This is a genomic window from Streptomyces sp. NPDC057543 (assembly GCF_042801895.1).
Lineage (GTDB): Bacteria > Actinomycetota > Actinomycetes > Streptomycetales > Streptomycetaceae > Streptomyces.
The window spans coordinates 21,145-44,418 of record NZ_JBHVFF010000030.1; the positions used below are offsets into that span (position 1 = coordinate 21,145).

At 70.5% G+C, this 23,274-nt stretch carries 20 protein-coding genes; 10 read left to right on the forward strand and 10 right to left on the reverse strand.

The genetic code is table 11. From position 1 onward, the window contains the following. The first annotated feature begins 143 nt into the window (after nucleotides 1–143). From ACFU8Q_RS08130 to ACFU8Q_RS08150, 5 genes are all read left to right on the forward strand, one after another. On the forward strand, nucleotides 144–923 hold the full coding sequence (locus tag ACFU8Q_RS08130) for a crotonase/enoyl-CoA hydratase family protein (protein WP_384449494.1): 780 nt from the start codon (nucleotides 144–146) through the stop codon (nucleotides 921–923). Nucleotides 924–1,029: 106 nt separating this feature from the next. After that, nucleotides 1,030–1,764, forward strand: a complete 735-nt coding sequence (locus ACFU8Q_RS08135; protein ID WP_384449496.1) for a FadR/GntR family transcriptional regulator — start codon at nucleotides 1,030–1,032, stop codon at nucleotides 1,762–1,764. A 152-nt stretch (nucleotides 1,765–1,916) separates the two neighbouring features. Next, entirely contained in the window at nucleotides 1,917–2,684 is a 768-nt protein-coding gene (locus tag ACFU8Q_RS08140; protein WP_384449499.1) for a (Fe-S)-binding protein, read from the forward strand. Next, nucleotides 2,681–4,264 carry a lactate utilization protein B gene (locus ACFU8Q_RS08145; protein ID WP_384449502.1) on the forward strand — a complete coding sequence of 528 codons (1,584 nt, stop codon included), beginning with the start codon at nucleotides 2,681–2,683 and terminating at the stop codon, nucleotides 4,262–4,264. The genes ACFU8Q_RS08140 and ACFU8Q_RS08145 overlap by 4 nt, the downstream gene beginning before the upstream one ends. Then, nucleotides 4,261–4,893: a lactate utilization protein C gene (locus ACFU8Q_RS08150; RefSeq protein WP_384449504.1), complete on the forward strand. Its 633-nt coding sequence runs from the start codon at nucleotides 4,261–4,263 to the stop codon at nucleotides 4,891–4,893. Before ACFU8Q_RS08145 ends, ACFU8Q_RS08150 begins: the two co-directional genes overlap by 4 nt. Nucleotides 4,894–4,934: 41 nt before the next feature. On the opposite strand, the gene ACFU8Q_RS08155 is transcribed toward ACFU8Q_RS08150, so the two are convergent. The 6 genes from ACFU8Q_RS08155 to ACFU8Q_RS08180 form a co-directional block, all read right to left on the reverse strand. Further along, nucleotides 4,935–6,839 carry a DUF2264 domain-containing protein gene (locus ACFU8Q_RS08155; RefSeq protein WP_384449506.1) on the reverse strand — a complete coding sequence of 635 codons (1,905 nt, stop codon included), beginning with the start codon at nucleotides 6,837–6,839 and terminating at the stop codon, nucleotides 4,935–4,937. After that, nucleotides 6,836–7,885, reverse strand: a complete 1,050-nt coding sequence (locus ACFU8Q_RS08160; RefSeq protein ID WP_384449509.1) for a hydroxyacid dehydrogenase — start codon at nucleotides 7,883–7,885, stop codon at nucleotides 6,836–6,838. Before ACFU8Q_RS08160 ends, ACFU8Q_RS08155 begins: the two co-directional genes overlap by 4 nt. Before the next feature lie 37 nt (nucleotides 7,886–7,922). After that, on the reverse strand, nucleotides 7,923–8,801 hold the full coding sequence (locus ACFU8Q_RS08165; RefSeq protein WP_384449512.1) for a carbohydrate ABC transporter permease: 879 nt from the start codon (nucleotides 8,799–8,801) through the stop codon (nucleotides 7,923–7,925). Continuing rightward, nucleotides 8,798–9,802: a carbohydrate ABC transporter permease gene (locus tag ACFU8Q_RS08170; RefSeq protein WP_384449515.1), complete on the reverse strand. Its 1,005-nt coding sequence runs from the start codon at nucleotides 9,800–9,802 to the stop codon at nucleotides 8,798–8,800. The genes ACFU8Q_RS08165 and ACFU8Q_RS08170 overlap by 4 nt, the downstream gene beginning before the upstream one ends. Nucleotides 9,803–9,881: 79 nt before the next feature. Beyond that, the gene (locus ACFU8Q_RS08175; RefSeq protein ID WP_384449518.1) at nucleotides 9,882–11,240 is read right to left on the reverse strand and encodes an ABC transporter substrate-binding protein; all 1,359 of its coding nucleotides are present in this window, start codon (nucleotides 11,238–11,240) and stop codon (nucleotides 9,882–9,884) included. Nucleotides 11,241–11,342: 102 nt separating this feature from the next. After that, nucleotides 11,343–12,509, reverse strand: a complete 1,167-nt coding sequence (locus ACFU8Q_RS08180) for a substrate-binding domain-containing protein (protein ID WP_384449520.1) — start codon at nucleotides 12,507–12,509, stop codon at nucleotides 11,343–11,345. Nucleotides 12,510–12,965: 456 nt separating this feature from the next. On the opposite strand from ACFU8Q_RS08180, the gene ACFU8Q_RS08185 reads away from it, so the two are divergent. After that, nucleotides 12,966–13,733 (forward strand): sulfite exporter TauE/SafE family protein, encoded by a 768-nt coding sequence (locus ACFU8Q_RS08185; protein ID WP_384449522.1) that lies wholly within the window; start codon nucleotides 12,966–12,968, stop codon nucleotides 13,731–13,733. Nucleotides 13,734–13,837: 104 nt separating this feature from the next. Here ACFU8Q_RS08185 and ACFU8Q_RS08190 read toward each other — a convergent pair whose 3' ends face one another. Both ACFU8Q_RS08190 and ACFU8Q_RS08195 read right to left on the reverse strand, forming a co-directional pair. Then, nucleotides 13,838–15,367 carry an amino acid permease gene (locus tag ACFU8Q_RS08190; RefSeq protein WP_384449525.1) on the reverse strand — a complete coding sequence of 510 codons (1,530 nt, stop codon included), beginning with the start codon at nucleotides 15,365–15,367 and terminating at the stop codon, nucleotides 13,838–13,840. Nucleotides 15,368–15,472: 105 nt separating this feature from the next. Then, nucleotides 15,473–16,480 (reverse strand): hypothetical protein, encoded by a 1,008-nt coding sequence (locus ACFU8Q_RS08195; RefSeq protein ID WP_384449528.1) that lies wholly within the window; start codon nucleotides 16,478–16,480, stop codon nucleotides 15,473–15,475. 443 nt (nucleotides 16,481–16,923) lie between these two features. Between ACFU8Q_RS08195 and ACFU8Q_RS08200 the strand changes: the two genes are divergently transcribed. The 3 genes from ACFU8Q_RS08200 to ACFU8Q_RS08210 are packed head-to-tail and all read left to right on the forward strand — an operon-like array spanning nucleotide 16,924 to nucleotide 21,084. Next, nucleotides 16,924–18,357, forward strand: a complete 1,434-nt coding sequence (locus ACFU8Q_RS08200) for an FGGY family carbohydrate kinase (RefSeq protein ID WP_384449531.1) — start codon at nucleotides 16,924–16,926, stop codon at nucleotides 18,355–18,357. Between the two features lie 19 nt (nucleotides 18,358–18,376). Beyond that, complete coding sequence (locus ACFU8Q_RS08205) at nucleotides 18,377–19,831, forward strand: NAD(P)/FAD-dependent oxidoreductase (RefSeq protein ID WP_384449542.1); 1,455 nt, start codon at nucleotides 18,377–18,379, stop codon at nucleotides 19,829–19,831. Then, nucleotides 19,828–21,084, forward strand: coding sequence for an FAD-dependent oxidoreductase (locus ACFU8Q_RS08210; RefSeq protein WP_384449534.1), 1,257 nt, complete (start codon nucleotides 19,828–19,830; stop codon nucleotides 21,082–21,084). The genes ACFU8Q_RS08205 and ACFU8Q_RS08210 overlap by 4 nt, the downstream gene beginning before the upstream one ends. 7 nt (nucleotides 21,085–21,091) lie before the next feature. Here ACFU8Q_RS08210 and ACFU8Q_RS08215 read toward each other — a convergent pair whose 3' ends face one another. Then, nucleotides 21,092–21,574, reverse strand: coding sequence for a hypothetical protein (locus ACFU8Q_RS08215; RefSeq protein WP_384449537.1), 483 nt, complete (start codon nucleotides 21,572–21,574; stop codon nucleotides 21,092–21,094). A gap of 102 nt (nucleotides 21,575–21,676) precedes the next feature. Here ACFU8Q_RS08215 and ACFU8Q_RS08220 point away from each other — a divergent pair, with 102 nt between their 5' ends. Next, a complete protein-coding gene (locus tag ACFU8Q_RS08220) occupies nucleotides 21,677–22,471 on the forward strand; it encodes a cobalt-precorrin-6A reductase (protein ID WP_384449539.1) in 795 nt (264 codons plus the stop codon). Here the strand turns inward: ACFU8Q_RS08220 and cobF are convergent. Next, a complete protein-coding gene (gene cobF, locus ACFU8Q_RS08225) occupies nucleotides 22,440–23,195 on the reverse strand; it encodes a precorrin-6A synthase (deacetylating) (RefSeq protein WP_384449545.1) in 756 nt (251 codons plus the stop codon). The genes ACFU8Q_RS08220 and cobF overlap by 32 nt on opposite strands. Nucleotides 23,196–23,274 lie beyond the last annotated feature (79 nt).

Here is a 23,274-nt window from a genome sequence, read left to right on the forward strand (position 1 = left end):
CGTGAGAATCAGATGAGTCCACCGACCGGACCGCGCGCCTCACGGGGCGATCGCATCCGGCTGCCGCACGTGATGCGCGGCGGCGCGGCCGTCGCCTCGGCGGCATCGACCCGGCTTGTGCAACCCCTGTGGGAGGGCGAACGATGAACGAGAAACCAGCGGTACGGATCGAGCGCGACGGCCCCGTGTTCACGGTGGTCCTCAGCCGGCCCGGAGTCCGTAACGCCGTGGACGGACCGACGGCCGCCCGACTCGCGGACGCCTTCCGCGAGTTCGATGCCGACGCCGATGCGGCCGTCGCCGTGCTGTGGGGCGAGGGCGGTACGTTCTGTGCCGGTGCCGACCTGAAGGGCATCGGTACGGAACGCGGCAACAAGGTCCTGGCCGAGGGCGACGGGCCGATGGGGCCGACCCGCATGAACCTGACCAAGCCCGTCATCGCGGCGGTCTCGGGTCACGCGGTGGCCGGGGGGCTGGAACTGGCCGTCTGGTGCGATCTGCGGGTGGCCGAGGACGACGCGGTGTTCGGGGTGTACTGCCGCCGCTGGGGAGTGCCGCTGGTCGACGGCGGAACCGTACGGCTGCCGCGCCTGATCGGCGAGAGCCGGGCCATGGACATGATTCTCACCGGGCGCCCCGTCCCGGCCCCGGAGGCGTACGCCATGGGGCTCGCCAACCGGATCGTTCCGACCGGTGAGGCCCGGAACGCGGCGGAGCAACTCGCCCGGGAAATCGCCGCGTTCCCGCAACTCTGCCTGCGCCACGACCGGCTCTCGGTGCGTGAGCAGCACGGCCTGAGCGAGCCGGACGCCCTGACCGCGGAGTACCGCCACGGCCTGGTGCCGCTCACTGCTGGAGAGACGCAGGTGGGCGCCGACCGCTTCGGGGGCGGTGCGGGCCGCCACGGGTCCTTCGGCGACTGAACGATCCATCCTTTGGTCCGACCATACGTGTTGTGTGACATAGTGGAAGATCGGGTAGCGGACACGACGGCAACCGGACGATTCCGGCCGAGGCAGGGGGTGACGGATGCCCGTCGAGTGGCAACCCGTACGGCAGTCCCGTACGCATGAACTCGTTCTCCAGAGCATCGAGCAGCGGGTGTTCGCCGGAGAGCTCAAGGCCGGTGACCGGCTGCCGCCCGAGCGTGAGCTCGCGCCGGTGCTAGGGGTCAGCCGGTCCGCGCTGCGTGAGGCGCTGAGGGTGCTGGAGACCATCGGTGTGCTGGTCGCCCAGCCGGGCCGGGGGCCGGACGCCGGGGCGCGGATCGTGCGTAATCCGGACGACGCCCTCGGCAGGCTGCTGCGTCTGCACTTCGCCCTCGGCAGCTACAGCCTCCATGACGTCCTGGAAGCGCGCGTCGTGCTGGAGAGGTCGAGCTTCGAGGCGGCCGCGCGGCACGCCACGGCGGAGGATCTCGACGAGGCGGAGGCGCTGGTCGTGCGGATGGGGGAGCCCGATGTCCAGGTCCCCGAGTTCAACGACCTGGACACCCGGTTCCATGTGCACATCGCCCGCAGTTCCGGCAACGAACTGACCTCCACCCTCACCTCCGCCGTCCGTGAATCGGTGCGCCCGCTGATCCTGCGGGCCCTGGAGGAGGCCGAGGACTGGCCGGGCACGGCCGCCGCCCTGAACGCGGAACACGCCGAACTCCTGCGGCTGGTGCGTGCGGGTAAGGGGGCGAACGCCGCCGACCTGGTCGAACGGCACATCCGCAGCCTCCACGGCACGCTGGTCGACGAGAAGTCCGAGCGGTCGTAGGGGTCGGTCCCCGGGTGATGGGCGTGGGACGTGACGTGCGCTCATTGTGAATTGTCAGGGGCATGATCATCGCTGGCGCGCCGCACCCTTCACGTTCTGGACCGAGGCTAGTATGGTCGGACCATTAAATGGAGAAACGATCGGAGAGACCCATGCGTATCGGACTCTTCGCCACCTGTCTGGGAGACACGCTCTTCCCCGAGGCGGTGAAATCGACCGCGGTCCTGCTCGCCCGACTGGGCCACGACGTGGTGTTCCCGCCCGGGCAGACCTGCTGCGGCCAGATGCACGTCAACACCGGATACCAGCGCGAACCCGTGCCGCTGGTGCGGAACTTCGCCGAGCAGTTCGGTGACGCCTCGATCGACGCCGTCGTCATGCCGTCCGGCTCGTGCGCGGGCTCGGTCCGGCATCAGCACGAGATCGTCGCCGAGCGGTACGGGGACGCGGCGCTGCGCGCGGGTGTCGCCACCGTCAAGGCCAAGACGTACGAGCTGTCGGAGCTCCTCGTCGACGTCCTGGACGTCACCGATGTCGGCGCGTACTTCCCGTACCGCGTGACGTACCACCCCACCTGCCACTCCCTGCGCATGCTCCGCGTCGGTGAGAAGCCGCTGAGGCTGCTCCGCGCCGTCGACTCCATCGACCTCGTCGAGCTCCCCGAGGCCGACGCCTGCTGCGGTTTCGGCGGCACCTTCGCCGTCAAGAACGCCGAGACGTCGACGGCGATGCTCCAGGACAAGATGCGCAACATCGCCACCACCGGAGCCGAGGTCTGCACCGCGGGCGACTCGTCCTGTCTGATGCACATCGGCGGCGGACTCTCGCGCATCGCCTCGGGCACCCGCACCCTGCACCTCGCGCAGATCCTCTCCTCCACCCGCACCTCGCCGTACGTCCCGACGGAGGCCGTCCGATGAGCAGCACCTTCCTCGGCATGCCCGCCACCCCGCCCCGTTCCCCGTACGGGACCGGCAATCTGCGCGGCGACCGGACGTTCCCCGCCGCCGCCCACGACGAACTCCGCAACGAACAACTGCGCCGCAACCTCGGCAGGGCCACCCACACGATCCGCGCCAAACGCCTGAACGTCACCGGCGAACTGCCCGACTGGGAGCAGCTGCGCGACGCCGGTTCGGCCATCAAGACCGACACCATGAACCGGCTCCCCGAACTTCTGGAACAACTGGAGCGGAAGGTCACCGAGCGCGGCGGCACCGTCCACTGGGCGCGCGACGGAGTCGAGGCCAACGAGATCGTCACCCGGCTCGTCAAGGCGACGGGCAGCAGCGACGTCATCAAGGTCAAGTCGATGGCCACCCAGGAGATCGGCCTCAACGAGCACCTCGAATCGGTCGGCATCACCCCGTACGAGACGGACCTCGCCGAACTGATCGTGCAGCTCGCGCACGACAAGCCGTCGCACATCCTGGTCCCCGCGATCCACCGCAACCGCGACGAGATCCGGCAGATCTTCCTCAAGGAGATCCCGGGCGTCGACCCGGGCCTCGACAACGTCCCGGCGCATCTCGCCGCCGCGGCCCGCGCCTATCTGCGCGAGAAGTTCATGACGACCAAGGTCGCGATCTCCGGTGCCAACTTCGGCATCGCCGAGACCGGCACCCTCTGTGTCGTCGAGTCCGAGGGCAACGGCCGCATGTGCCTGACGCTGCCGGACTCCCTGATCACCGTCATGGGTATCGAGAAGGTGCTGCCGCGCCATCAGGACCTCGAAGTCTTCCTGCAGTTGCTGCCGCGCTCCTCCACCGGCGAGCGGATGAACCCGTACACCTCGATGTGGACCGGGGTGACGCCCGGCGACGGGCCGCAGGACTTCCACCTGGTCCTGCTCGACAACGGACGCACCGCGGCGCTCGCCGACCGGATCGGGCGCGAAGCCCTCAACTGCATCCGCTGCTCGGCCTGCCTCAACGTCTGCCCGGTGTACGAACGGGCGGGCGGCCACGCGTACGGATCGACGTACCCCGGACCGATCGGCGCGGTCCTCACCCCGCAGCTCGCCGGGATGCACGCGGCCAAGGACGACCCCAACAGCTCGCTGCCGTACGCCTCCAGCCTCTGCGGAGCCTGCTTCGACGCCTGCCCGGTCAAGATCGACATTCCGTCACTGCTGGTCGAGTTGCGCCACCAGCACACCGAACAGTCCGGCACGACGGCGGAGAAGCTGGCCATGAAGGCGGCGGCCGGAGTGATGAAGCGGCCGAGGCTGTTCACGGCCGCACAGAAGGGGGCGGCGATCGGCCGCGTCATCGCCGGACGGGACGGGAAGATCTCGCATCTGCCACCGCCGTTCAACGGCTGGAGCGACAGCCGCGACACCGCCGCCCCGCCGAAGCAGTCGTTCCGCTCCTGGCTGGCGTCGGCCGAGGGAGCCGCGACGATGCGGGCCGCTGCAGACGAGCACGAGAAGAACGCCGCTTACGAGCGCGAGAAGAGCGCCGCCGACGAGCACGAGAAGAACAAGAAGGAGGAGAAGTGACGACCGCTCGCGACACGGTGCTGGGCAGGATCAAGGACGCCCTGGCCCTCGCGCCCACCCCGGACACCACCGTCCCGCGCGCCTACCGTACCGGCCGTACCCTCCCCGACGACGAGCGCCTGGCCCTCTTCACCGACCGGCTCGTCGACTACAAGGCACACGTCCACACCTGCACCGCCGACCGCACGGCCGCGACCGTCGCCGAGGTGCTGCGGCAGCGCGGCGCCCGGCGGATCGGGGTGCCGGCCGGACTCGACCCGGCGTGGCTCGGCGTGTACGACGGTGAGGTCCAGCAGGACACCGACACCATCCCGGCGCCCCGGCTCGACGCCCTGGACGGCGTCGTCACCGCCTCGGCCGTCAGCTGCGCCGAGACCGGCACGATCTTCCTGGACGGCTCGCCCGACCAGGGGCGGCGGGCGTTGTCCCTCGTCCCCGATCTGCATGTGTGCGTGGTCGACCTGTCGAGCGTCGAGGTCGGGGTACCGGAGGCGGTGGCCCGGCTCGTTCCCGAGCGGCCTACGACGTTGATCAGCGGTCCCTCGGCCACGTCCGACATCGAGCTGGAACGGGTGGAGGGCGTGCACGGTCCGCGCACGCTGGTGGTGGTGATCCGGACGGACGTGTAGGAGCGGGGTCGCGCGGTCTGTCGGCCGCGCGACCCGGGTGCTCAGCCGTGTGTGACCGTCACCGTCGGCGCGAAGCCGACGCGTGTCGTGGCGGCGTCCTGCGCCCAGCGGACGTCCACCGAGTCCCCGTCCACCTGAACCCCGCTCACCACCGCGTCGAGCGGGGCCGCGTCGGGCTCCGCGGTCAGCGAGGCGAGCGCCACCAGCACCACCGTGCCCTCTGCGGCCGCGGACAGCCGGGGCACCACCGCCCAGCGCGTGTACGCCGTGCCCTGCGGGGCCCGTACCGCATCCCGCGTCTCCCAGCCGTGCAGGCCGTGCAGCTCGGACGCCACCGCGTCGTCGAGGCCCGTCGCCCAGCCCGTCTGCTCCACCCGGGCCCCGGCCGGCGCGCCGACCACCCGGTGCACCCGCAGCTCGTAACGGCCACGCACCACGGTGACGCTCTCCACCCGCATCCCCGGCACCATCGGCGCACCGGACGTGAACACCGGGCGGTGCCAGGACGCGGCCCACCCCCACCCGTCGCCGCCACCGGCGCCCAGCGCGCGGACGACTCGGCGACCGCTGCGCACCCCGGCGACGACCACGGCCAGATGGTTGTCCGCCGTGTTCGCGCTCGACGTGGGTCCGGTCACGGTGGAGTACGACTGACGGCTGTACAGCGGATCGTCCGCCACCCCCGACTCGCCCTCGTGCGGGCGCACATGGTCGCTGCCGTGGTTGTGCAGCCGTACGATCCCGTCCGCCCGGGTGGACTGGACGAGCAGTCCGGGCGCGGGCAGCGCGAGCACCCGGTCGGGGCCCTCGCTGGGTGCGGGCTCCTCGGTCGCCGTCCACAGTGGATGGCCGTCCGGGGCGAGCAGCGAGACGAATGCCTTGGACGCCCAGTACGGCGAGGCGGGGGCCGAGTAGTTCTGCAGTGTCGCCTCGTGCGGGCCGTGCCAGCCCAGGTTCAGCAGCCCGTCCGTACCCGTCGCCCCGCGGTCCAGGAAGTAGCGCAGCGACCCGTTGATCACCCGACGGGAGGCGCCCGGCGTGAGCGGGGTGTGCCCGGTGACGGCGCCGAGCGCGACCGACGAGGCGGCCGCGAAGCGGTACGTGAGCGAGCGCCCGAAGTGGATCGGCGCACCGTCGCCCCCGAACATCAGCGAGAAGCCCTCCAGGTGCTCGCGCAGCCGACCGCCGTAGTGCGCGGACAGCTCGGCGTCGCCCGACAGATGCGCGTCCAGGACGGGGTAGAGGTGCAGCGCCCAGCCGTTGTAGTGGTCGAAGGCGCGGCCGTCGCCGTCCGCGTACCAGCCGTCTCCGCGGTACCAGCCCTCCATCAGGTCGAGGGCGCGCTCCTTCGCGCGTGCCGTCTCCGCGTCGCCGCGGCCCACGGATTCGAGGAACGCGGCCACGGAGTAGGGGAACAGGTACCAGTTGTTGGGCGAGGGGGTGTGCCGCAGCGCGTCGCGCAGCCACTCCTCGGCACGGTCCCGCACACCGGACTCCAGGCGGTCCCAGAGCCACGGCCGGGTGAGCCGCAGTCCGATGGCGACCGACGCGGACTCGACCATCGGCTGACCGAAGACGGAGTGGTCGCGGATCAGTGGCCACGACTCGGCATCGTCCCGGCCGGGCGTACGGGTACCGGCGGTGAGGCCGTCGGCGTACCGGTCGAGCCAGCCGTGCGGGTCCTTGCCGTCCGCGCCCGCCACCCGGAAGGCTGCGGCGAGGAAGGTACGCGCGTACCCCTCCAGACCGTCGGAACGCACCCCGGACGCGGACGGCCTGCCCGGCAGGTCCAGCAGCGCACCGCCCGGAGTGGCCCATTTCCAGGCGGCCTTGAGCAGTCCGTCGGCCGCGGCCTCCCAATGCGCACGGGTGTAGCCGGTGTGAGGGCTCAACACCAGGTTGTCGGCGGGGAGTTCGAGGGTAGAGGTCGGGTGGGGTGCGGTCATGCGAGGAATGCCAGCCTTTCGCGTCGTACGGGATGGGTGAATCCGTCACCCGCGGCCCAGCGGCCGGCCTCGCCGACCGCCAGATCGACCAGTCGCCGCCATTCGTTGCCCTGGGAGCCTGCGAGGTGCGGGGTGATCAATGCGTTGTCGCACTCCCAGAGCGGGTGTGCGGCGGGCAGTGTGTCGGGTTCCGTGACATCGAGGATCGCCCGGATCCGGTTCTGCCGGAGGACGTCGGTGAGCGCGTCCTGGTCGATGACGGCGCCCCGCGCGGTGTTGATGAGCACGCCGTCCGGGCGCATCGAGGTGAGCAGTTCGCGGCTGACGAGCCCGCGGGTGGCCGGCAGCAGCGGGGTGTGGACGCTCACCACGTCGCTGCGCGCGAACAGTTCACCGAGGCCGACGGGCCGGACGCCGAGCGCGGCCGCCTCCGCTTCGGAGACGTACGGGTCGTGGAGCAGCACCGGCAGGTCGTAGGGCCGCAGCAGCTCGATGACGCGCCGGCCGATCAGCGAGGCGGACAGAATCCCGACGGTGCGGAGGTAGTTCCCGACGTCGGTGGAGGTGGCGAGCGCGTCGTCGCGGCGGCGCTCGGTCCGGTAGTCGCGGGCCCGCTCCAGCGCACGCTTGCCCGAGAGCAGGATCATCGCGACGGTGTACTCGGCCACCGGCAGGGCGTTCGCGGCGGCTGCCGACGACACCTCGATGCCGCGTTCCCAGCAGGCCTCGGTGATGTGACCGCGGATGGAGCCCGCGGTGTGGACGACGGCGCGCAGGTGCGGCGCCGCGTCCAGGGCGGCAGCGTCGAGCGGCGGACAGCCCCAGCCGGTGACCAGAACCTCCACGTCCGCCAGCACGGCGCGGGCCCGTTCGGTGGCGAAGTCGTCGAGAGCGGGCAGGGGCGCGAGGTCGCACACCTCGCCGAACGCGGCCAGGGACCGGGCGTCGAGGAGTGCGGAAGCGGCCTCCGGCTTCATGGCGGCGGCCGCGCGCGGCCGGTTCGGGCTTTCGGGGGCGGTGGGGCCGGTGGGTGTGGTGCTGGGCATCTTTCTCCTGATACGGGGATGGAGGGTGGCGACCCGGCTACTTGACGGCGCCCGCGGTGAGACCCGACTTCCAAAACCGCTGGAGCAGGGCGAAGGCGAGGATCAGCGGCAGGACCGCGAGCAGCGAACCCGTGATCACGACGGGGTAGTACTCGGGAGAGACGGTGGCGGCACTGTTCCAGGTGTAGAGCCCCAGGCTGACCGGATACAGGTGCTGGTCGGAGAGCATCACCATCGGCAGGAAGAAGTTGTTCCAGATCGCGGTGAGCTGGAAGAGGAAGACGGTCACCAGGCCCGGTCCCAGCATGCGCAGGGCGACCCGGAAGTACGTGGTCAGCTCCCCGGCGCCGTCCAACCGCGCCGCCTCCAGGACCTCGTCCGGTACGTACCCCCGGCTGAATATCCGGCCGAGATAGACACCGAACGGGTTGAAGAGCACGGGGATGAAGACCGACCAGAAGGTGTTGACCAGGCCGGTGCCGGACGCCATCAGATACAGCGGCAGCGCGAGCACCGTCTGCGGCACCATCACCGCTGCCAGCACCAGCCCGAAGAGCTTCTCCTTGTGCGCGAAACGGTACTTGTCGAAGGCGTACCCGCAGGCGATGCTCACCAGCGCACCGAGCGCGGCGCCGAGCACCGAGTAAAGGAGACTGTTTCCGTACCACCGCCCGTACAGTCCGCCGTCCATCGCGAACAGGTCCTTGAGGTTCCGGCCGAAGGAGAAGTGGTCCAGCGACAGCACATCGCTGCCGAACAGGGCGTCGCGGTCCTTTGCGGCGGCGAGCACCAGCCACAGCACGGGCAGCAGCGTGTACAACACCGAGATGCCGACGACGAGATTGACGACGGAGCGGCCGAGGAGTCGGGGCCGCGGGGCGGCGGTGGTGGTGCGGACGGTGCTCGTGGCGCTCATCGGGCGTCCTCCTCGGGGGCGCCGGCCCGGTTCGTCCAGCGGGTGACCCCGTAGGAGAGGGCGATCGTGCAGATGAGCAGGACGACCGAGGCGGCCGCGGCGAGACCGTAGTTGTTACGGGTGAACGCCGCGTCGTAGATGTACATGCTGGGCGAGAACCGGGAGTTGATCATCGGTGTGGCCTGGCCGAGCAGCATCGGCTCGGTGAACAGCTGAAGAGCGAAGATCAGGGTGAACATCGCGACCATCACGATCGACGAACGCACCAGTGGGGTCTTGACCTGGAGTGCGGTACGGACCGGTCCGGCGCCGTCGACCACCGATGCCTCGATGACTTCGCGGGGCACGGCCTGCAGCGCGGCGTAGAACACGACCATGTTGTAACCGAGGTTGCTCCACAGGGCGATGTTCACGATCGACGGCACGACGGTGTGCACACCGAGGAAGTCGATGGTGATGTCGGCCCGGGCGAACAGGTCGATCACCGGGCTCAGCCCCGGCGTGTACAGATACAGCCAGATGACGGCGGCGATGATGCCGGGCACCGCATGCGGCAGGAACAGTCCGAGCTGGGCCCAGGACCGCAGCCGTACCACCCCGGAGTCCAGCAGGAGCGCGAGGGCGAGTGCGCCGGTCACCATCAGCGGGATGTAGATCAGGCAGTACAGGACGACGGTGCCGAGACTGCTGAGGAACGTCGGGTCGGTCAGCACGGCGGTGTAGCTGCGCAGCCCGACGAACACCGTGCGTTCCGGGCCGAAACCGAGCCCCGGCTGGTCGTCGCCGAAGAAGCTGAGCCATACGGCCGTCCCGACGGGGATCAGGAAGACCGTCACGAGGAGGATGAAGAAGGGGGTCATCAGGGCACCGCACGCGCCGAGTTCACGGCGTCCGGCGGGCCTGCGCGCAGCGCGCGCCGACACGGTGGCCGATGGGGATCGCGACGGTTGCGCGGTGGGGCTCGGGGGGGTGGAAGCGGGCGCCGTGAGGGGTCTGGTCATCGGTGTCACCTGCCTCTCTGCTGCTGGGAAGGGGGAGGGCGGACGGGGGATGGGGATGAGGCCGGTGGAACGGCTCGGGTCAGCTGCTGTGTTCGGTGGTCGTGAGCCCCAGTGCCCTGAGGTCCGGCATGGTGCCCCGCTGGGTCGCGCGCACGGCGTCGATCAGCGAGCCCTGGCCACCGCCCACCCGGGCGAAACCGTCCTGCATCACCCGCTGGGTGGCGGACATCCGGGGCCCCCAGGTCCAGCCGTCCCTGATCTTGTGTGCCTCCTGTTCGAAGAGGGCGTAGATGTCCTGGCCGCCGTAGTAGCCGCGGTCGAAGGCCTCGCGGCCCACGGCGACGAGGGCGGGGGCGGCCGGATACTGGCTGCTGGTGCCACTGGAGAGCCTGGCGCGCAGCGCGTCGGGGTGTGAGACCTGCCACTCGATGAACTCCAGGGCGGCCTCGGGGTGTTCGCTGCTCGCCGTGACCGCGAAGGTGGACCCCCCGTGAGTGCCGAGCGCGGAATCGGACTCCTTCCACCGGGGCAGCGGCGCGATGCTCCAGTTGCCCTGCTGCGCGGGCCGGGCGTTCATCTGTGCCCCGGCGTCCCAGGCGCCGCTGAGCCGGACGAGGACCAGACCGTTGCTGACCTGGGCGTCGTACTGGCGGCTGTCGACCGCGTTCACGAAGACCAGGTCCTGGTCGATGAGCCGCTGCCAGTATGCGGCGACACGCCGGCTGGGCTCATCGGCGAGCGATACGTTCCAGGCGCCCGCCCGGGTGTCGAACCACTGGGCGCCGGCCTGCCAGGCGAACGAGGCGAACTGCGGGGCGCCGTCCGTGGCGAAGGTCGCCAGCCTGCGGCCGGGGGCCTTGCGGCGTACGGCGCGGGCCACGTCCTCGAACTCCTCCCAGGTACGTGGGACTTCGAGGCCGTATCGGGCGAAGAGGTCGGTGCGGTAGTGCATCACCATCGGTTCGACGTCCAGCGGAACGCTGAAGACGCGCTGCTCGAAGGTCGTCTGGCCGAGTGCCTGCGGCAGCAGCTTGGCGCGCAGGCCGTCACTGACCATGTCGGTGATCTCACGGGCGACGCCGTCGATCGCGAAGCCGGGCACCTGGGGGTATTCGATCGTCGCGACATCCGGTGCGTTGCCCGCCCGTGCGGCGTTGCTGAGCTTCGCGTAACCGCCGAGACCACCTGAGGGAATCTGCTGGAAATCGACCTGGACGGTGTCGTGAGTACGGTTGAACGCGTCCACCACCTCCTGGCTGCCGCGCAGGGCGGACCAGAAGGTGATGTGCGTAGCGTTCCGGCCGGCCTTGCCGCCCGTGCTGCTCGTGCTGCCTGATCCTGATGATTCGCCGCTGCCGCCGCAGGCGCTGAGCGCGCCTGTCAGAGGCAGGGCGGCGATCGTGGCGAGCACGGATCGACGGCTCCGTCGACCGGGCATGTGTGCCTCCCGCGGCTCCTGAATCGGGTCACGGGGAATCTTGATCGGCTGATCGGTTCGGGTCAATAGATCGCTCAGAAGAAAATCAAAGCGGTCAAACGCTCACTTGCTGCCAGGGGACGGTGCCTGTGCTGATCCGCGTACCACGAGCGTGGGCAGGAGTTCCGTCCGGCGCACCGGGCCGCTCTCTCCGGCCGCCCCGGACAGCCGGTGGAGCAGCAGCTCGGCGGCGGCCCGTCCGATCTCCGCCTTCGGTGGCGCCACCGCCGTCAGCGGTGTGCTGCCGAGGGCCGCGACCACGTCGTCGTACGCCACCACCGAGCAGTCCCGCGGCACATCGACACCGCTCTCCGCCAGCCGCTGCACCAGCATCAGCGCGTCCACGTCGCCGTGCAGCACGGCCGCCGTGGCGCCCCTCTCCCGCAGGAGAGCGGCGAGGTCGAGGGCGGTGCGGGTGTCGGACGCGGGGGCGGTCGGGTCGGCGGCTCCCGCAGCCGGTGCGTCGGGGGCGGGGCCGGGCACCGCGTCAGGGGAGCTCAGCACGACCGTCCAGTCTTCCACCTCCGGACGGGCCGCGGCGATCTCGGCGAACGCCGCACGGATGCTGCGCGCCGTCGGACTGTCGTCCCGGGCGGCCAGCACGATGCGCCGGTGCCCCAGCTGCACCAGATGCTCCACGGCCAGATGCGTCCCGTACCAGTGATCGGAACAGACGGAATCCAGGGCGTGCAGCGCGCTGCCCGGCCGGGGGCGCCGTTCCATCAGCACGGTCGGTACTCCCAGGCCCGCCAGCCAGCCGTAATCCAGCTCCTGCGAGCGCGCATTGCGCCAGCGGGGCGCGATCAGCAGCCCGCGCGCCCCGTCCGCCAGCGCCCGCTCCACGAGCGCACGTTCCGCGCCGGCCGACTGGTGCGCGATGTGCAGCGCGATCCGTATCCCGGACTCCTCCAGGACGGTCCGGGCACCGTGCAATGTCTCGTACAGGTACGTGTGCCGGTCCGGGACGACGAGGGCGACCGCCCCGCCGGTCCCGGCGGATTCGTCGCCCCGCGGCGCCGGGACCCCGGAGGCCGGCTGGGCATCCCCCAACGGCCGGGCCACCCCGTGCCCGCGCCGCAGCCGCCCGACCCGGGCCAGTTCCTCGACGTCCCGCCGGACCGTGACCACCGAGACGTCCAGCTCGGCCGCGAGCGCACTGACCTTGACGGCGCCGCGCGACTCCACCACCGCCAGGATTCTCTGTCGCCTGATCTCAACCGGCTCCCGCATCGCTGTGGCCCCCTCGCCGTACCGCCGCGTTGTGCGTTTGAACGCTTCCTGTGAGCGCTTGGGGCGCAGCATAGCGATCACCCCTCCGCCGTACAGGCGCGGGAAACCGTCCCACACACCTCACCGATCCCAGGAGGCACTCTTGCCGGCCCAGCGCAATGGCACCTCACGTCAGCGAACGTGACACGGGCAGTGGAGGGGAGGGGCGTATGGAGATCAGGAAGGCAGCGGTTCGGGAGGAAGACGCGAAGAAACGAACGCCAGACGATCGAGAAGCGGCCGACGCGCTGAGTCGGCGGATTGCCGGTGCGATCGCCGCACAGCGCGACCGGTACAAGGCGCGGTTGCCGCTCTGTCGTCGTACCAATTCATCCGGTGATCTGGTGAAAAGGCGGCTGCTGGAAGGAGGGTGCGACACAGAATCGGAAACGCGGGGGCCTACCATCTGTTCCTGGCATGGACACCCTCACACTCTGGCAACTGGCCGCGCTCGCCGCGGCATCCGCACTCGTCGGCTTTTCGAAGTCGGCCGTCAGCGGCGCCAATACGATCAGTCTGGCAGTCTTCGCGGCCGTACTCCCGGCCCGCGAGTCCACCGGAGTACTGCTCCCGATCCTCATCGCAGGCGACGTGCTCGCCGTTCTCATCTACCGACGGCACGCCCACTGGCCGACTCTGCTGCGGCTCTTCCCCGCCGTGGCCGTCGGCGTGGTGGCGGGAACGGCCTTCATGATGTGGGCCGACGACGCGGCCGTACGGACATCGATCGGCGCGATCCTGTTGTTCATGGCAGGTGTCACCATCTGGCGGCGGAGGCCCGCGGCCACGGGCGGGGAGAAGTCCGAGGAGTCCGGTGAAACCTCGGTGAGCGGCAGGATCAAGGCGGGCTCGTACGGGGTGCTGGGCGGCTTCACCACCATGGTCGCCAATGCGGGCGGCCCCGTCATGTCGCTCTATCTGCTTTCCGCCGGCTTCCGGAAGCTCGGCTTCCTGGGGACGTCGGCGTGGTTCTTCCTCATCGTCAACACGTCCAAGGTGCCGTTCAGTGTGGGCCTGGGCCTCATCGACGCGCAGTCGCTGCTGCTGGACGCCTGCATGCTGCTGTTCGTCCTCCCCGGCGCCTACATCGGCCGCAAGTGCGTGGACCGTATCAACCAGAAGCTCTTCGAGCAGCTGGTGATCGGCGCGACCGTCCTCGGCGGTCTCCAGCTGCTCCTGCGCTGACCGCACACGGCGTTCCGTACCGCCACCGCACACACCTCAGCCCTCCCCGACAGCGGCTCGCCGCGACCGGGAAGGGCTGAGAACAAGGCGTGGGCGGGGCAGGGTCAGACGATGCCTTCCTCGATCTCCGCCTGCTCACGGGCGTTCCCGTACGCCGACGGCGTGCTGTACGAACGGCGCGCGACGAACCACCACACCGTGGCCAGGGCCAGCACCGCGACCAGCGCGATCGACGCGTAGTTCATCGAATCGACCGTCACCGGGGACGACTGCGGAAGCAGGAACAGCACGGTCACGATGGCGACCCACACCACGGCGATCCAGCCGATCGGCTTGCTCCAGCGGCCCAGGTGCCACGGCCCGCGCTCGAACCGGCCACCGGAGCGCAGCTTCAGGAAGATCGGGATCGCGTAGGCGGGTGTGATGCCGATGACGTTGATCGCGGTCACCGCACCGTACGCGGTGGTGGAGTACAGCGACGGCAGTGCCAGCACTCCGGCGACGACGACCGACAGCCACACCGCGTTGACGGGCGTCTGGGTGCGCGCGCTCACCTTGTGCCACAGTGCCGAGCCCGGCAACGCGTTGTCACGGCTGAACGCGAACACCATCCGGCTGGCGGCGGCGACCTCGGCGTTGCCGCAGAACAGCTGAGCCGCGATCACGATCAGGAGCATGGCCGTGGCCCCGGAGGTCCCCAGCGCATCGATCAGGATCTGCGCCGGGGGCACCCCGGTCTTGCTGTTCTGGGTCCCCGCGTAGTCCTGGATCGCGAAGGTCAGCCCGGCGAGCAGGATGAACCCGGCGATCCAGGAGACCCAGATCGCGCGGACGATGCCCTTGGCGGCCGTCACCGAGGCGTTCGACGTCTCCTCCGACAGGTGGGCGGAGGCGTCGTAGCCGCAGAAGGTGTACTGGGCGAGGAGCAGGCCGATCGCCGCCACGTACAGCGGGTTGTGCCAGCCGGTGTCATTGACGAACTCGGTGAAGACGAACGACGGCGACTGATGGTGCGAGGGCACGATGGCCAGCACGGCGACGATCACCGCGACACCGGTGAGATGCCACCACACACTGATGGAGTTGAGCACGCTGACGAGGCGGACGCCGAACAGGTTCAGCACGGCATGCAGCAGCAGGATGCAGACAAAGATGATCATTGTCTTGCCCGGTGTGGGCGTGAATCCCCACTGCAGATTCATCAGCGCACCGGTGAACAGCGCGGCACCGTAGTCGATACCGGCGATCGCGCCGAGCAGCCCGAGCAGGTTCAGCCAGCCGGTGTACCAGCCCCACTTGCGGCCGCCGAGCCGGTCGGCCATGTAGTACAGCGCCCCCGACGTCGGGTAGGCGCTGGTGACCTCGGCGAGCGCCATGCCGACGCAGAGCACGAAGAGGCCGACACCGGCCCAGCCCCAGAGCATCACCGCCGGGCCACCGGTCGACATGCCGAAGCCGTACAGCGTCATGCAGCCGGACAGGATGGAGATGACGGAGAAGCTGATGGCGAAGTTGCCGAAGCCGCCCATGCGGCGGGCGAGCACCGGCTGGTAGCCGAGTTCACGCAGCCGCGTCTCCTCGTCCTTCGGTGGGGTGGCCTCCGCACCCGACGTGGTCGGGGTGGATATGGACATGAGAAGAACCTCCGTGAGCGGGATCGGGAAGGGACGGACAGGGACGGAAAGGGATCGGCTGGAAGGGATGATGGGGGCCGCCGTGCGGCGTCACCACACCCCGGCTCAGTCGTGCGGCCCCCGTTTGGGGTCGGGAGACACGGCGAGACAGCGGTTCCGGGCACGCAGGAACACTTCCTCGGCGCCTCCCGGGCTCTTGGGGTCACGTGTGCGGTACACCCAGGGAACCGAGGTGAAATAGGGACCGAGTTCCCGGAACACCGCTGCGGCGTCGGCGAATTGGAGTGCTCCCCACAGGGCGTGGGCCAGATGATTCAGATCGGGCAGGGAGTGGGAGACCGGAGCCGTGCGACGGAACCAGAGTTCCAGCGCCCGTGCCGCGTCCCGTTCGGCGTCCTCGGTGACCCAGTGGAGATCCAGCGCCTTCTCGTGCCCGTGCTCGCGGCGGTAGCGCTCGACCCGCACGTACAGCGGCAGCACATGCAGCGCGGAGCCGTCGGGCGCCGAAGAGGCCGCCCACTGGACGAAGTTGACCGCTTCGGAGAGCATGCCGCCCGCCTTGCGCGCATACACGAACTGGAGCATCCGGTGGTAGGCCTCGCGGTTGTACGGATCACGCTTGTCGGCCTCCGCCAGCAGTCCCCACGGGCCGGGGAAGAGCATCGGCCCCGGCGGATGGAGCCGGTGCTCCGCCAACTGCTGGTGCTCGTCCAGTTGGGACAGGGCCAGCAGGCACACCCAGGGCACGGGGTCCGCGGGCGAGGTGTGCGCGGCCGCCCGGCAGGCCCCCCAGGCCTCCTGCCACAGCTCCTGTGCGCGGTGATGGCCCTCGCGGTGGGCCCGCACGGCCCGCTCCACGACGACCCGGGCATGCATCACGGCAGCCGCGACGCTCCTAGGTTCCTCGGTCTGCCACGCCTGCACCGCGTCCGAACCGGCGGCAACCGCCCCGAGCACCTGTGTGCGTTGGGTCCACAGCGTCCAGTCCGGCGTACTCTCCAGCAGATTCCGCATCGACACCCAGCGCCCGGTGCGTAAATCCTGTAGAGCGACACGCAATTCATTGTCATGGCCGGCCGGGTGGTAGACCGGACGGAAATCATTGTTGGCCATGGACGCGTCCTGCCCCCGTGCAACGGGACGGCATGCGACGGCCGGAAGATCTCCTCAGCACGTCACGCAACCCGGCGGTGGCATGGAGCCCGTGCGGAAGCGGAGAGCCCGGGAGCCGGTAACTCGGCGTTCGGGGTGGGGTGTCGGTGTCATCAATCCTCAAGGACGTGGGGGGTGAGGCAGCTGTTGAAATGTGAACTGATCGAAAGCGTCCGGTTGTTGCTCGGCGGTGAGTGTAAGGCCAGTTGTGTCCGGCGCCGGACCGATTCGCGGATCTTACTCAAGTCGAGCTATCCATAAGGACGTTGATCAGCATTCGGCTGTTCCGGAAGTGCGCCCGGACGGGCCTTGACGTACGCGGTGGTCTGCACCACTCTGGGCGGCACAGTTCAGTGATCACGATTCCGTTCAAGCCGCAGAGCTTCCGCACAGCTGGAGTGTCGATGACAGGCCCGGTACTCGCCGTGGACCAGGGCACATCGGGAACCAAGGCTCTGGTGGTCTGCCCCGAGCGTGGCGTGATCGGTTCCGGTTCGGCGCCCGTACGGCCCCGGCACGGCGCCGGGGGAGCGGTCGAGGTCGACCCCGCCCAACTGCTCGACTCGGTCGTCGACGCCGGACGCCAGGCACTGCGGGAAGCGCGCGAGCCGGTGTCCGCCGTCGGTCTCGCCAATCAGGGCGAGACGGTGCTCGCCTGGGACCCGGACACCGGGCGGCCGCTCACCGACGCGATCGTCTGGCAGGATCGGCGCTCAGCCCGGATCTGTACCGAACTCTCCGCGTACGACGAAGAGCTGACACGGCTCACCGGGCTTCCGCTCGATCCGTACTTCGCCGCGCCCAAGATGGCCTGGATCCGCCGGGAACTGACCCGCGAGGGCACCGTCACCACCAGCGACTCCTGGCTCGTCCACCAGCTGACCGGCGCGTTCGTCACGGACGCGGCAACCGCGGGACGCACCCAACTGCTCGACCTCGACCAGGTCGGATGGTCACCCGCGGCCCTGGACATCTTCGGCCTCGGCGACGAACGCCTCCCCGCCGTCGTCGACTCCGACGCGCCCGTCGGTACGACGACCGCCTTCGGCGGCGAACTCCCGCTGACCGGACTCCTCGTCGACCAGCAGGCCGCCCTCCTCGCCCAGAACGCCCTGGACCCGGGCAACGCCAAATGCACGTACGGAACCGGTGCGTTCCTCCTCGCCCAGACCGGGTCCGCCCCGCGCCGCGGTTCCAGCGGACTCGTCAGCTGTGTCGCCTGGCGACTCGGCGGCCGTACGAGCTACTGCCTCGACGGACAGGTCTACACCGCCGCCTCCGCCGTCAACTGGCTCACCGGCCTGGGGGTGATCTCCGGCGCGGCCGACCTCGACCCGGTCGGCGCCGCCGTCCCCGACTCCGGCGGCGTCACGTTCGTACCGGCGCTCGCCGGACTCGCCGCTCCGTGGTGGCGCGGCGACCTGCGCGGCTCGGTGACCGGCCTCGGCCTCGACACCACCGCCGGCCACCTGGTGCGCGCCCTGTGCGAAGGCATCGCCGCACAGGTCGTCGAACTCACCGAGGCGGTCGCGACCGACCTGGGATCCCCGCTGACCTCACTCCGCGTCGACGGCGGCCTGACCCGCTCCGCACTGCTCATGCAGACCCAGGCCGATCTGCTGCAACGCCCCGTCGAAGTGTCCGCCCTGCCCGACGCCACCGCACTCGGCATCGGAGCCGTCGCCCGCCTCGGCCTCGACCCCGGGCTCCCGATCCGGCACGCCGTACCCGAATGGAAGCCCGCCGCCGTGTACGAACCCCGGATCGGCGCCGACGAGGCGGCCGAACGCCTCGCCGGATTCCGTGCGGCCGTACAGACCCTGCTGGAACATGCCTGACACGTCCGAGAGCCACGCGATGAACTGCACGATCACCACGACCGGAGACCTCACGGCAGGCCCGCCCGGGGATTCGGCGACCGAAGCGGCTGAACCTACCGAAATGCCGGTCTACGACGTCACCGTCGTCGGCGCGGGCGTCGTCGGCGCGGCCATCGCCCGCGAACTGGCCCGCTACCGGCTGCGTACCGCCCTCGTCGACGCCTCCGACGACATCGGCAACGGCACGTCGAAGGCCAACACCGCCATCCTGCACACCGGTTTCGATGCGGTACCCGGCTCGCTCGAAGCCCGCCTCGTACGCGAAGGGCAACACAGACTCCGCGCGTACGCGGCCGAGACCGGTATCCCCGTCGAACGCGTGGGTGCCCTCCTCGTCGCCTGGGACGAGGAACAACTGGCCGCGCTCCCGGCTCTGTTGGCGAAGGCCGAACGCAACGACTACCACGCGGCACGCCTCCTGGACGCCGACGAGGTGAGGATCCGCGAACCCCATCTGGGGCCGGGCGCCCTCGGCGCGCTCGAAATCCCCGACGAGAGCATCATCTGCCCCTGGACGACCCCGCTCGCCTACGCCACCCAGGCCGTACGGGCCGGCGTCCATCTGCACCTCAACTGCCGGGTGCGGCACATCGACAGCGGCGAGGACATCCACACCCTCACCACCACCCGCGGGACACTGCGCACCCGCCATCTGATCAACGCCGCCGGACTGTACGCGGACGAACTCGACCGGGAACTCGGCCACGACGACTTCACCGTCACCCCGCGCCGCGGCCAGCTTCTCGTCTTCGACAAGCTCGCCAGGGATCTCGTCAGCCACATCCTGCTGCCCGTGCCCACCGCCGCCGGAAAGGGCGTCCTGGTCGCACCGACCGTCTTCGGCAATGTGCTGCTCGGCCCCACCGCCGAGGAACTCGACGACAAGACCGCGACCGGATCGACCACGGACGGCATCGCCCTGCTGCGCGACAAGGGCCGTCGCATCCTGCCCGGACTGCTCGACGAGGAAGTCACCGCCGTCTACGCCGGACTGCGCGCCGCCACCGGCCAGGAGGACTACCGCATCCAGGACCACCCCGACCGCCGCTACATCGCCGTCGGCGGCATCCGCTCCACCGGACTCACCGCCTCCATGGCCATCGCCGCGCATGTCACCGAACTGCTCAGCGGCTCGGGCCTCGACCTCGGTACGCCGTCCGAACTACCGCCCGTCACCATGCCCAACCTCGGCGAGGCGTTCCCCCGCCCCTACCAGGATGCCGGACTGATCGCCGAGGACCCCGCCTACGGCACGCTCGTCTGCCACTGCGAACGGGTCTCCGCGGGCGAGATCAGAGACGCCCTCACCGGCACGATCCCGCCGCTCACCCGGGACGGCCTGCGACGCAGGACCAGGGCCGGAAACGGGCGCTGTCAGGGGTTCCACTGCGGGGCCGCGGTCCGCGCACTGTTCGAGGAGGCCCGGCCATGACACGGCACGAGCGGACCGTCGACGTACTGGTCATCGGGGGTGGTCCGGCGGGCCTCGGCGCCGGGGCCGAACTCGCCGCATCCGGTGCGGGCCGGATCGAGATCCTGGAGCGCGAACAGGTCGCGGGCGGCATCCCGCGCCACTGCTTCCACGGTGGGTTCGGCGACCGTGCCACCGGGGGAGGACCGATCCGCGCCATCGGGGGAGGCCGGACCGGGCCGGCGTACGCCCGGGAGTGCGTGGCCGCGGCCGAACGGGCCGGAGCCACCCTGCGTACCGGCGTCACCGTCACCGGCTGGGCCGGGCCGCTGACCGTCGACACCACCGCACCGACCGGACTCGAACGGATCAAAGCCCGCGCCGTCGTCCTCGCCACCGGCGCCCGCGAACGCCCCCGCAGTGCCCGCCTCGTACCCGGCGCGCGCCCACCCGGCGTCTACACCACCGGCGAACTCCAGCAGGCCGTCCATCTCCACCGGCAGCGGGTCGGCACCCGCGCTGTCGTCATCGGCAACGAACCGGTCAGCCGTGCCGCGGCCGACACCCTGCGCGTCGCCGGCCTGGACGTCGTCGCCATGGTCACCGACCAGCCGCCCTCCCGCCTCACGGCCCCGACCCGGTCCCGGGCCCGCACCCCGCTCCTCACCCATGCCACCGTCACCGCCCTGACCGGCCGCGACCGGCTCAGCGGAGTGGAACTGCGGCATCACGACGGCCGGATCACCACCCTGCGCTGCGACACCGTCGTCTTCACCGGAGACTGGATCCCCGACCACGAACTGGCCCGGCGTGCCGCGGTCGCCCTGGACCCCGGCACCCGCGGCCCCGCGTACGACGCCTCCTACCGCACGACGGAGAGCGGAGTCTTCGCCGTCGGCAATCTGCTGCACGGAGTGGAGAGCGCCGGCGTCGCGGCCGCCGAAGGAAGGGCCGTCGCCGCGCCCGTACTGCGTCACCTGGCGGCGGAAGCCTGGCCCACGGGCCGGCCGTCCCTCGCTGTCGACCCCCCACTGCAATGGATCGCACCGAACCTCGTCGGCCCCGGCGTGGACGCTCCGCTCCGCGGCCGCTTCAGCCTGCGCACCACCCGTAGACTCCACGCGCCGCTGCTCGTCGTCCGCCAGGACGGCCGGGTGCTCCACCGGCAGCGGCTGCTGCTGCCGGCCGTACCGGGCCGTCCGTTCCGGCTGCGCGCCGACTGGCTCGACCGGGTCGATCCGCACGGTGCGACCGTGCGGATCGCAGTGCGCTGACCGTACGTCAGGGAATCAGCAGCCAGTCGGAGCCGATCGCCGCCAGCAGGCCGATCCCCAGCAGCCAACTGCCCAGCCGTGTACGTCCGTTCCTGCTGAGTTCGATCACGATCCCGCACAGGATCAGCGCGAGCCCGTACACCCCGACCACCAGCACGGACGACCGGCTGGCGATCCGCAACGCGAGTACGACCGCCATCGCCGCCATGCCGACGGACGAGAGGACGATGCGCAGCCGTCTCGCCTGACGCGGCGTCAACCGTCGCTCGTCGGCCTCGGAGACGGCCTCGGACGCGATCTCCGGAACTGCCGCGGGCGCGGCCTCGGAGGCGGTCTCGGAGCTGGTCTCAGTGACGGCGTCGGTATCGCCCTCGGCCTCGGGAGCCGTGTCGGAAGCCGTCTCGGAAGCCGCCTGGGGAACCGTCTCGGGAGCGGTCTCGGAAGCGGCTATCGGGGTGTCCACGGCCTGGTCCTGGTCAGAAGTGCTCATGACGCCGGATCGTAATGGCTGCGGGCGCCCCTGTTCACCGCTCCGTACGTCCGGTGGCGATTGACGTAGGTGGTGACGGAGGAGGTGACGTAGGTTCGGGGCATGCCCGGACACCTCCTGATCCTCGGCGGAACCGCCGAAGCCCGACAGCTCGCCGCCGAGCTGACCGGGCCCGGCGGCGACGCGACGAGGCGCGTCACCACCTCGCTGGCCGGTCGGGTCGCCCGGCCCCGGATGCCAGCCGGCGACGTACGCGTCGGTGGCTTCGGCGGGCCCGATGGCCTTGCCGACTGGCTGCGCACCCGCTGCGTGGACACCGTCGTCGACGCCACCCACCCGTTCGCCGACACCATCAGTGCCAACGCCGCCACGGCCGCGAAGGCCACCGGTACCCGGTTGTTCGCGCTGCGCCGCCCTGGCTGGACGGCGCGCCCCGGCGACCGCTGGCACCCGGCCGACGACCTCACGGACGCCGCCGTACGACTGCCCGCCCTGGGCCGCCGGATCTTCCTCACCACCGGCCGCCTGGGCCTGGCCGCCTTCGTCACCGCCCCGGGAGCGGACCGGCTCCACTTCCTCGTACGGTCCGTGGAACCCCCGGAGCCCCCGTTGCCCCGGCACACCGACGTCCTCCTCGACCGCGGCCCGTACACCGTCGAAGGGGAGACGGCGCTGCTGCGTGACCACGCCATCGACGTCCTCGTCACCAAGGACAGCGGAGGCCCCGCCACCGCGGCGAAACTCACCGCGGCCAGGAACCTCGGTCTGCCCGTGGTCGTGGTCCGCCGCCCACCACCGCCCGACGGTGTGCCCGTCGTGCACGACGTGCCTTCCGCGCTCCAACTGTTGGGCCCGGAAGGCTGGTTCAGTCGCGACGCAGCAGATACGTATCCATGATCCAGCCCTTGCGGGCGCGCGCCTCGGCCCGCAGCTCCTCGATCCGGTCCGACACCTCGGCGAGGCGACCGGAGACCAGGATCTCGTCCTCGGTTCCCACGTACGCGCCCCAGTAGATGAAGAGGTCCTGGTCGAGATGGCGGGTGAACGCCTGCCGCGCGTCGAGCATCACCACCACGTCGTCGACCCCCTCGGGCCAGCCCTCGGCCAGCCGCCGGCCCGTCGTGATCTGCACCGGACGCGCCACCCGGTTCAGCCCTGTCCGGTGCTTGGCCAGCAGCGCGGAGACGCTGCTGATCCCGGGAACCACCTCGTGGTCGAAGGCGACCGCACCCCGGTCGAGGATCTCTTCGAGGATGCCGAGCGTGGAGTCGTACAGCGCGGGATCGCCCCACACGAGGAACGCCCCGCACTCGTCCTCGCCGAGATCCTCCGCGATGAACCGCTCGTACAGATCCGCGCGACGCCGACGCCAGTCGTCCACCGCGGGTGAGTAGTCCGACGTCCTGCGGTCCCGCTCCGGATCCCGCGCCTCGACGAGCCGGTACGCGGTGTTCTCCACGTGCACATCGAGGATGTCCCGCCGCAGCCCGGTCAGATCGGACTTCTCCTCACCCTTGTCGAGGATGAAGAACGCATCAGCCCTGTTCAGCGCCTTGACGGCCTGCAAGGTCAGATGGTCGGGGTCGCCCGCGCCGATGCCGATGACATAGATCTTTCTCACCGCACCGAGTCTGCCCCACGCTCCACCGTCCCCGGCGCCGGGGTCGAGGGCCCCGTCCGACGGACCGGCCCTACCGGTC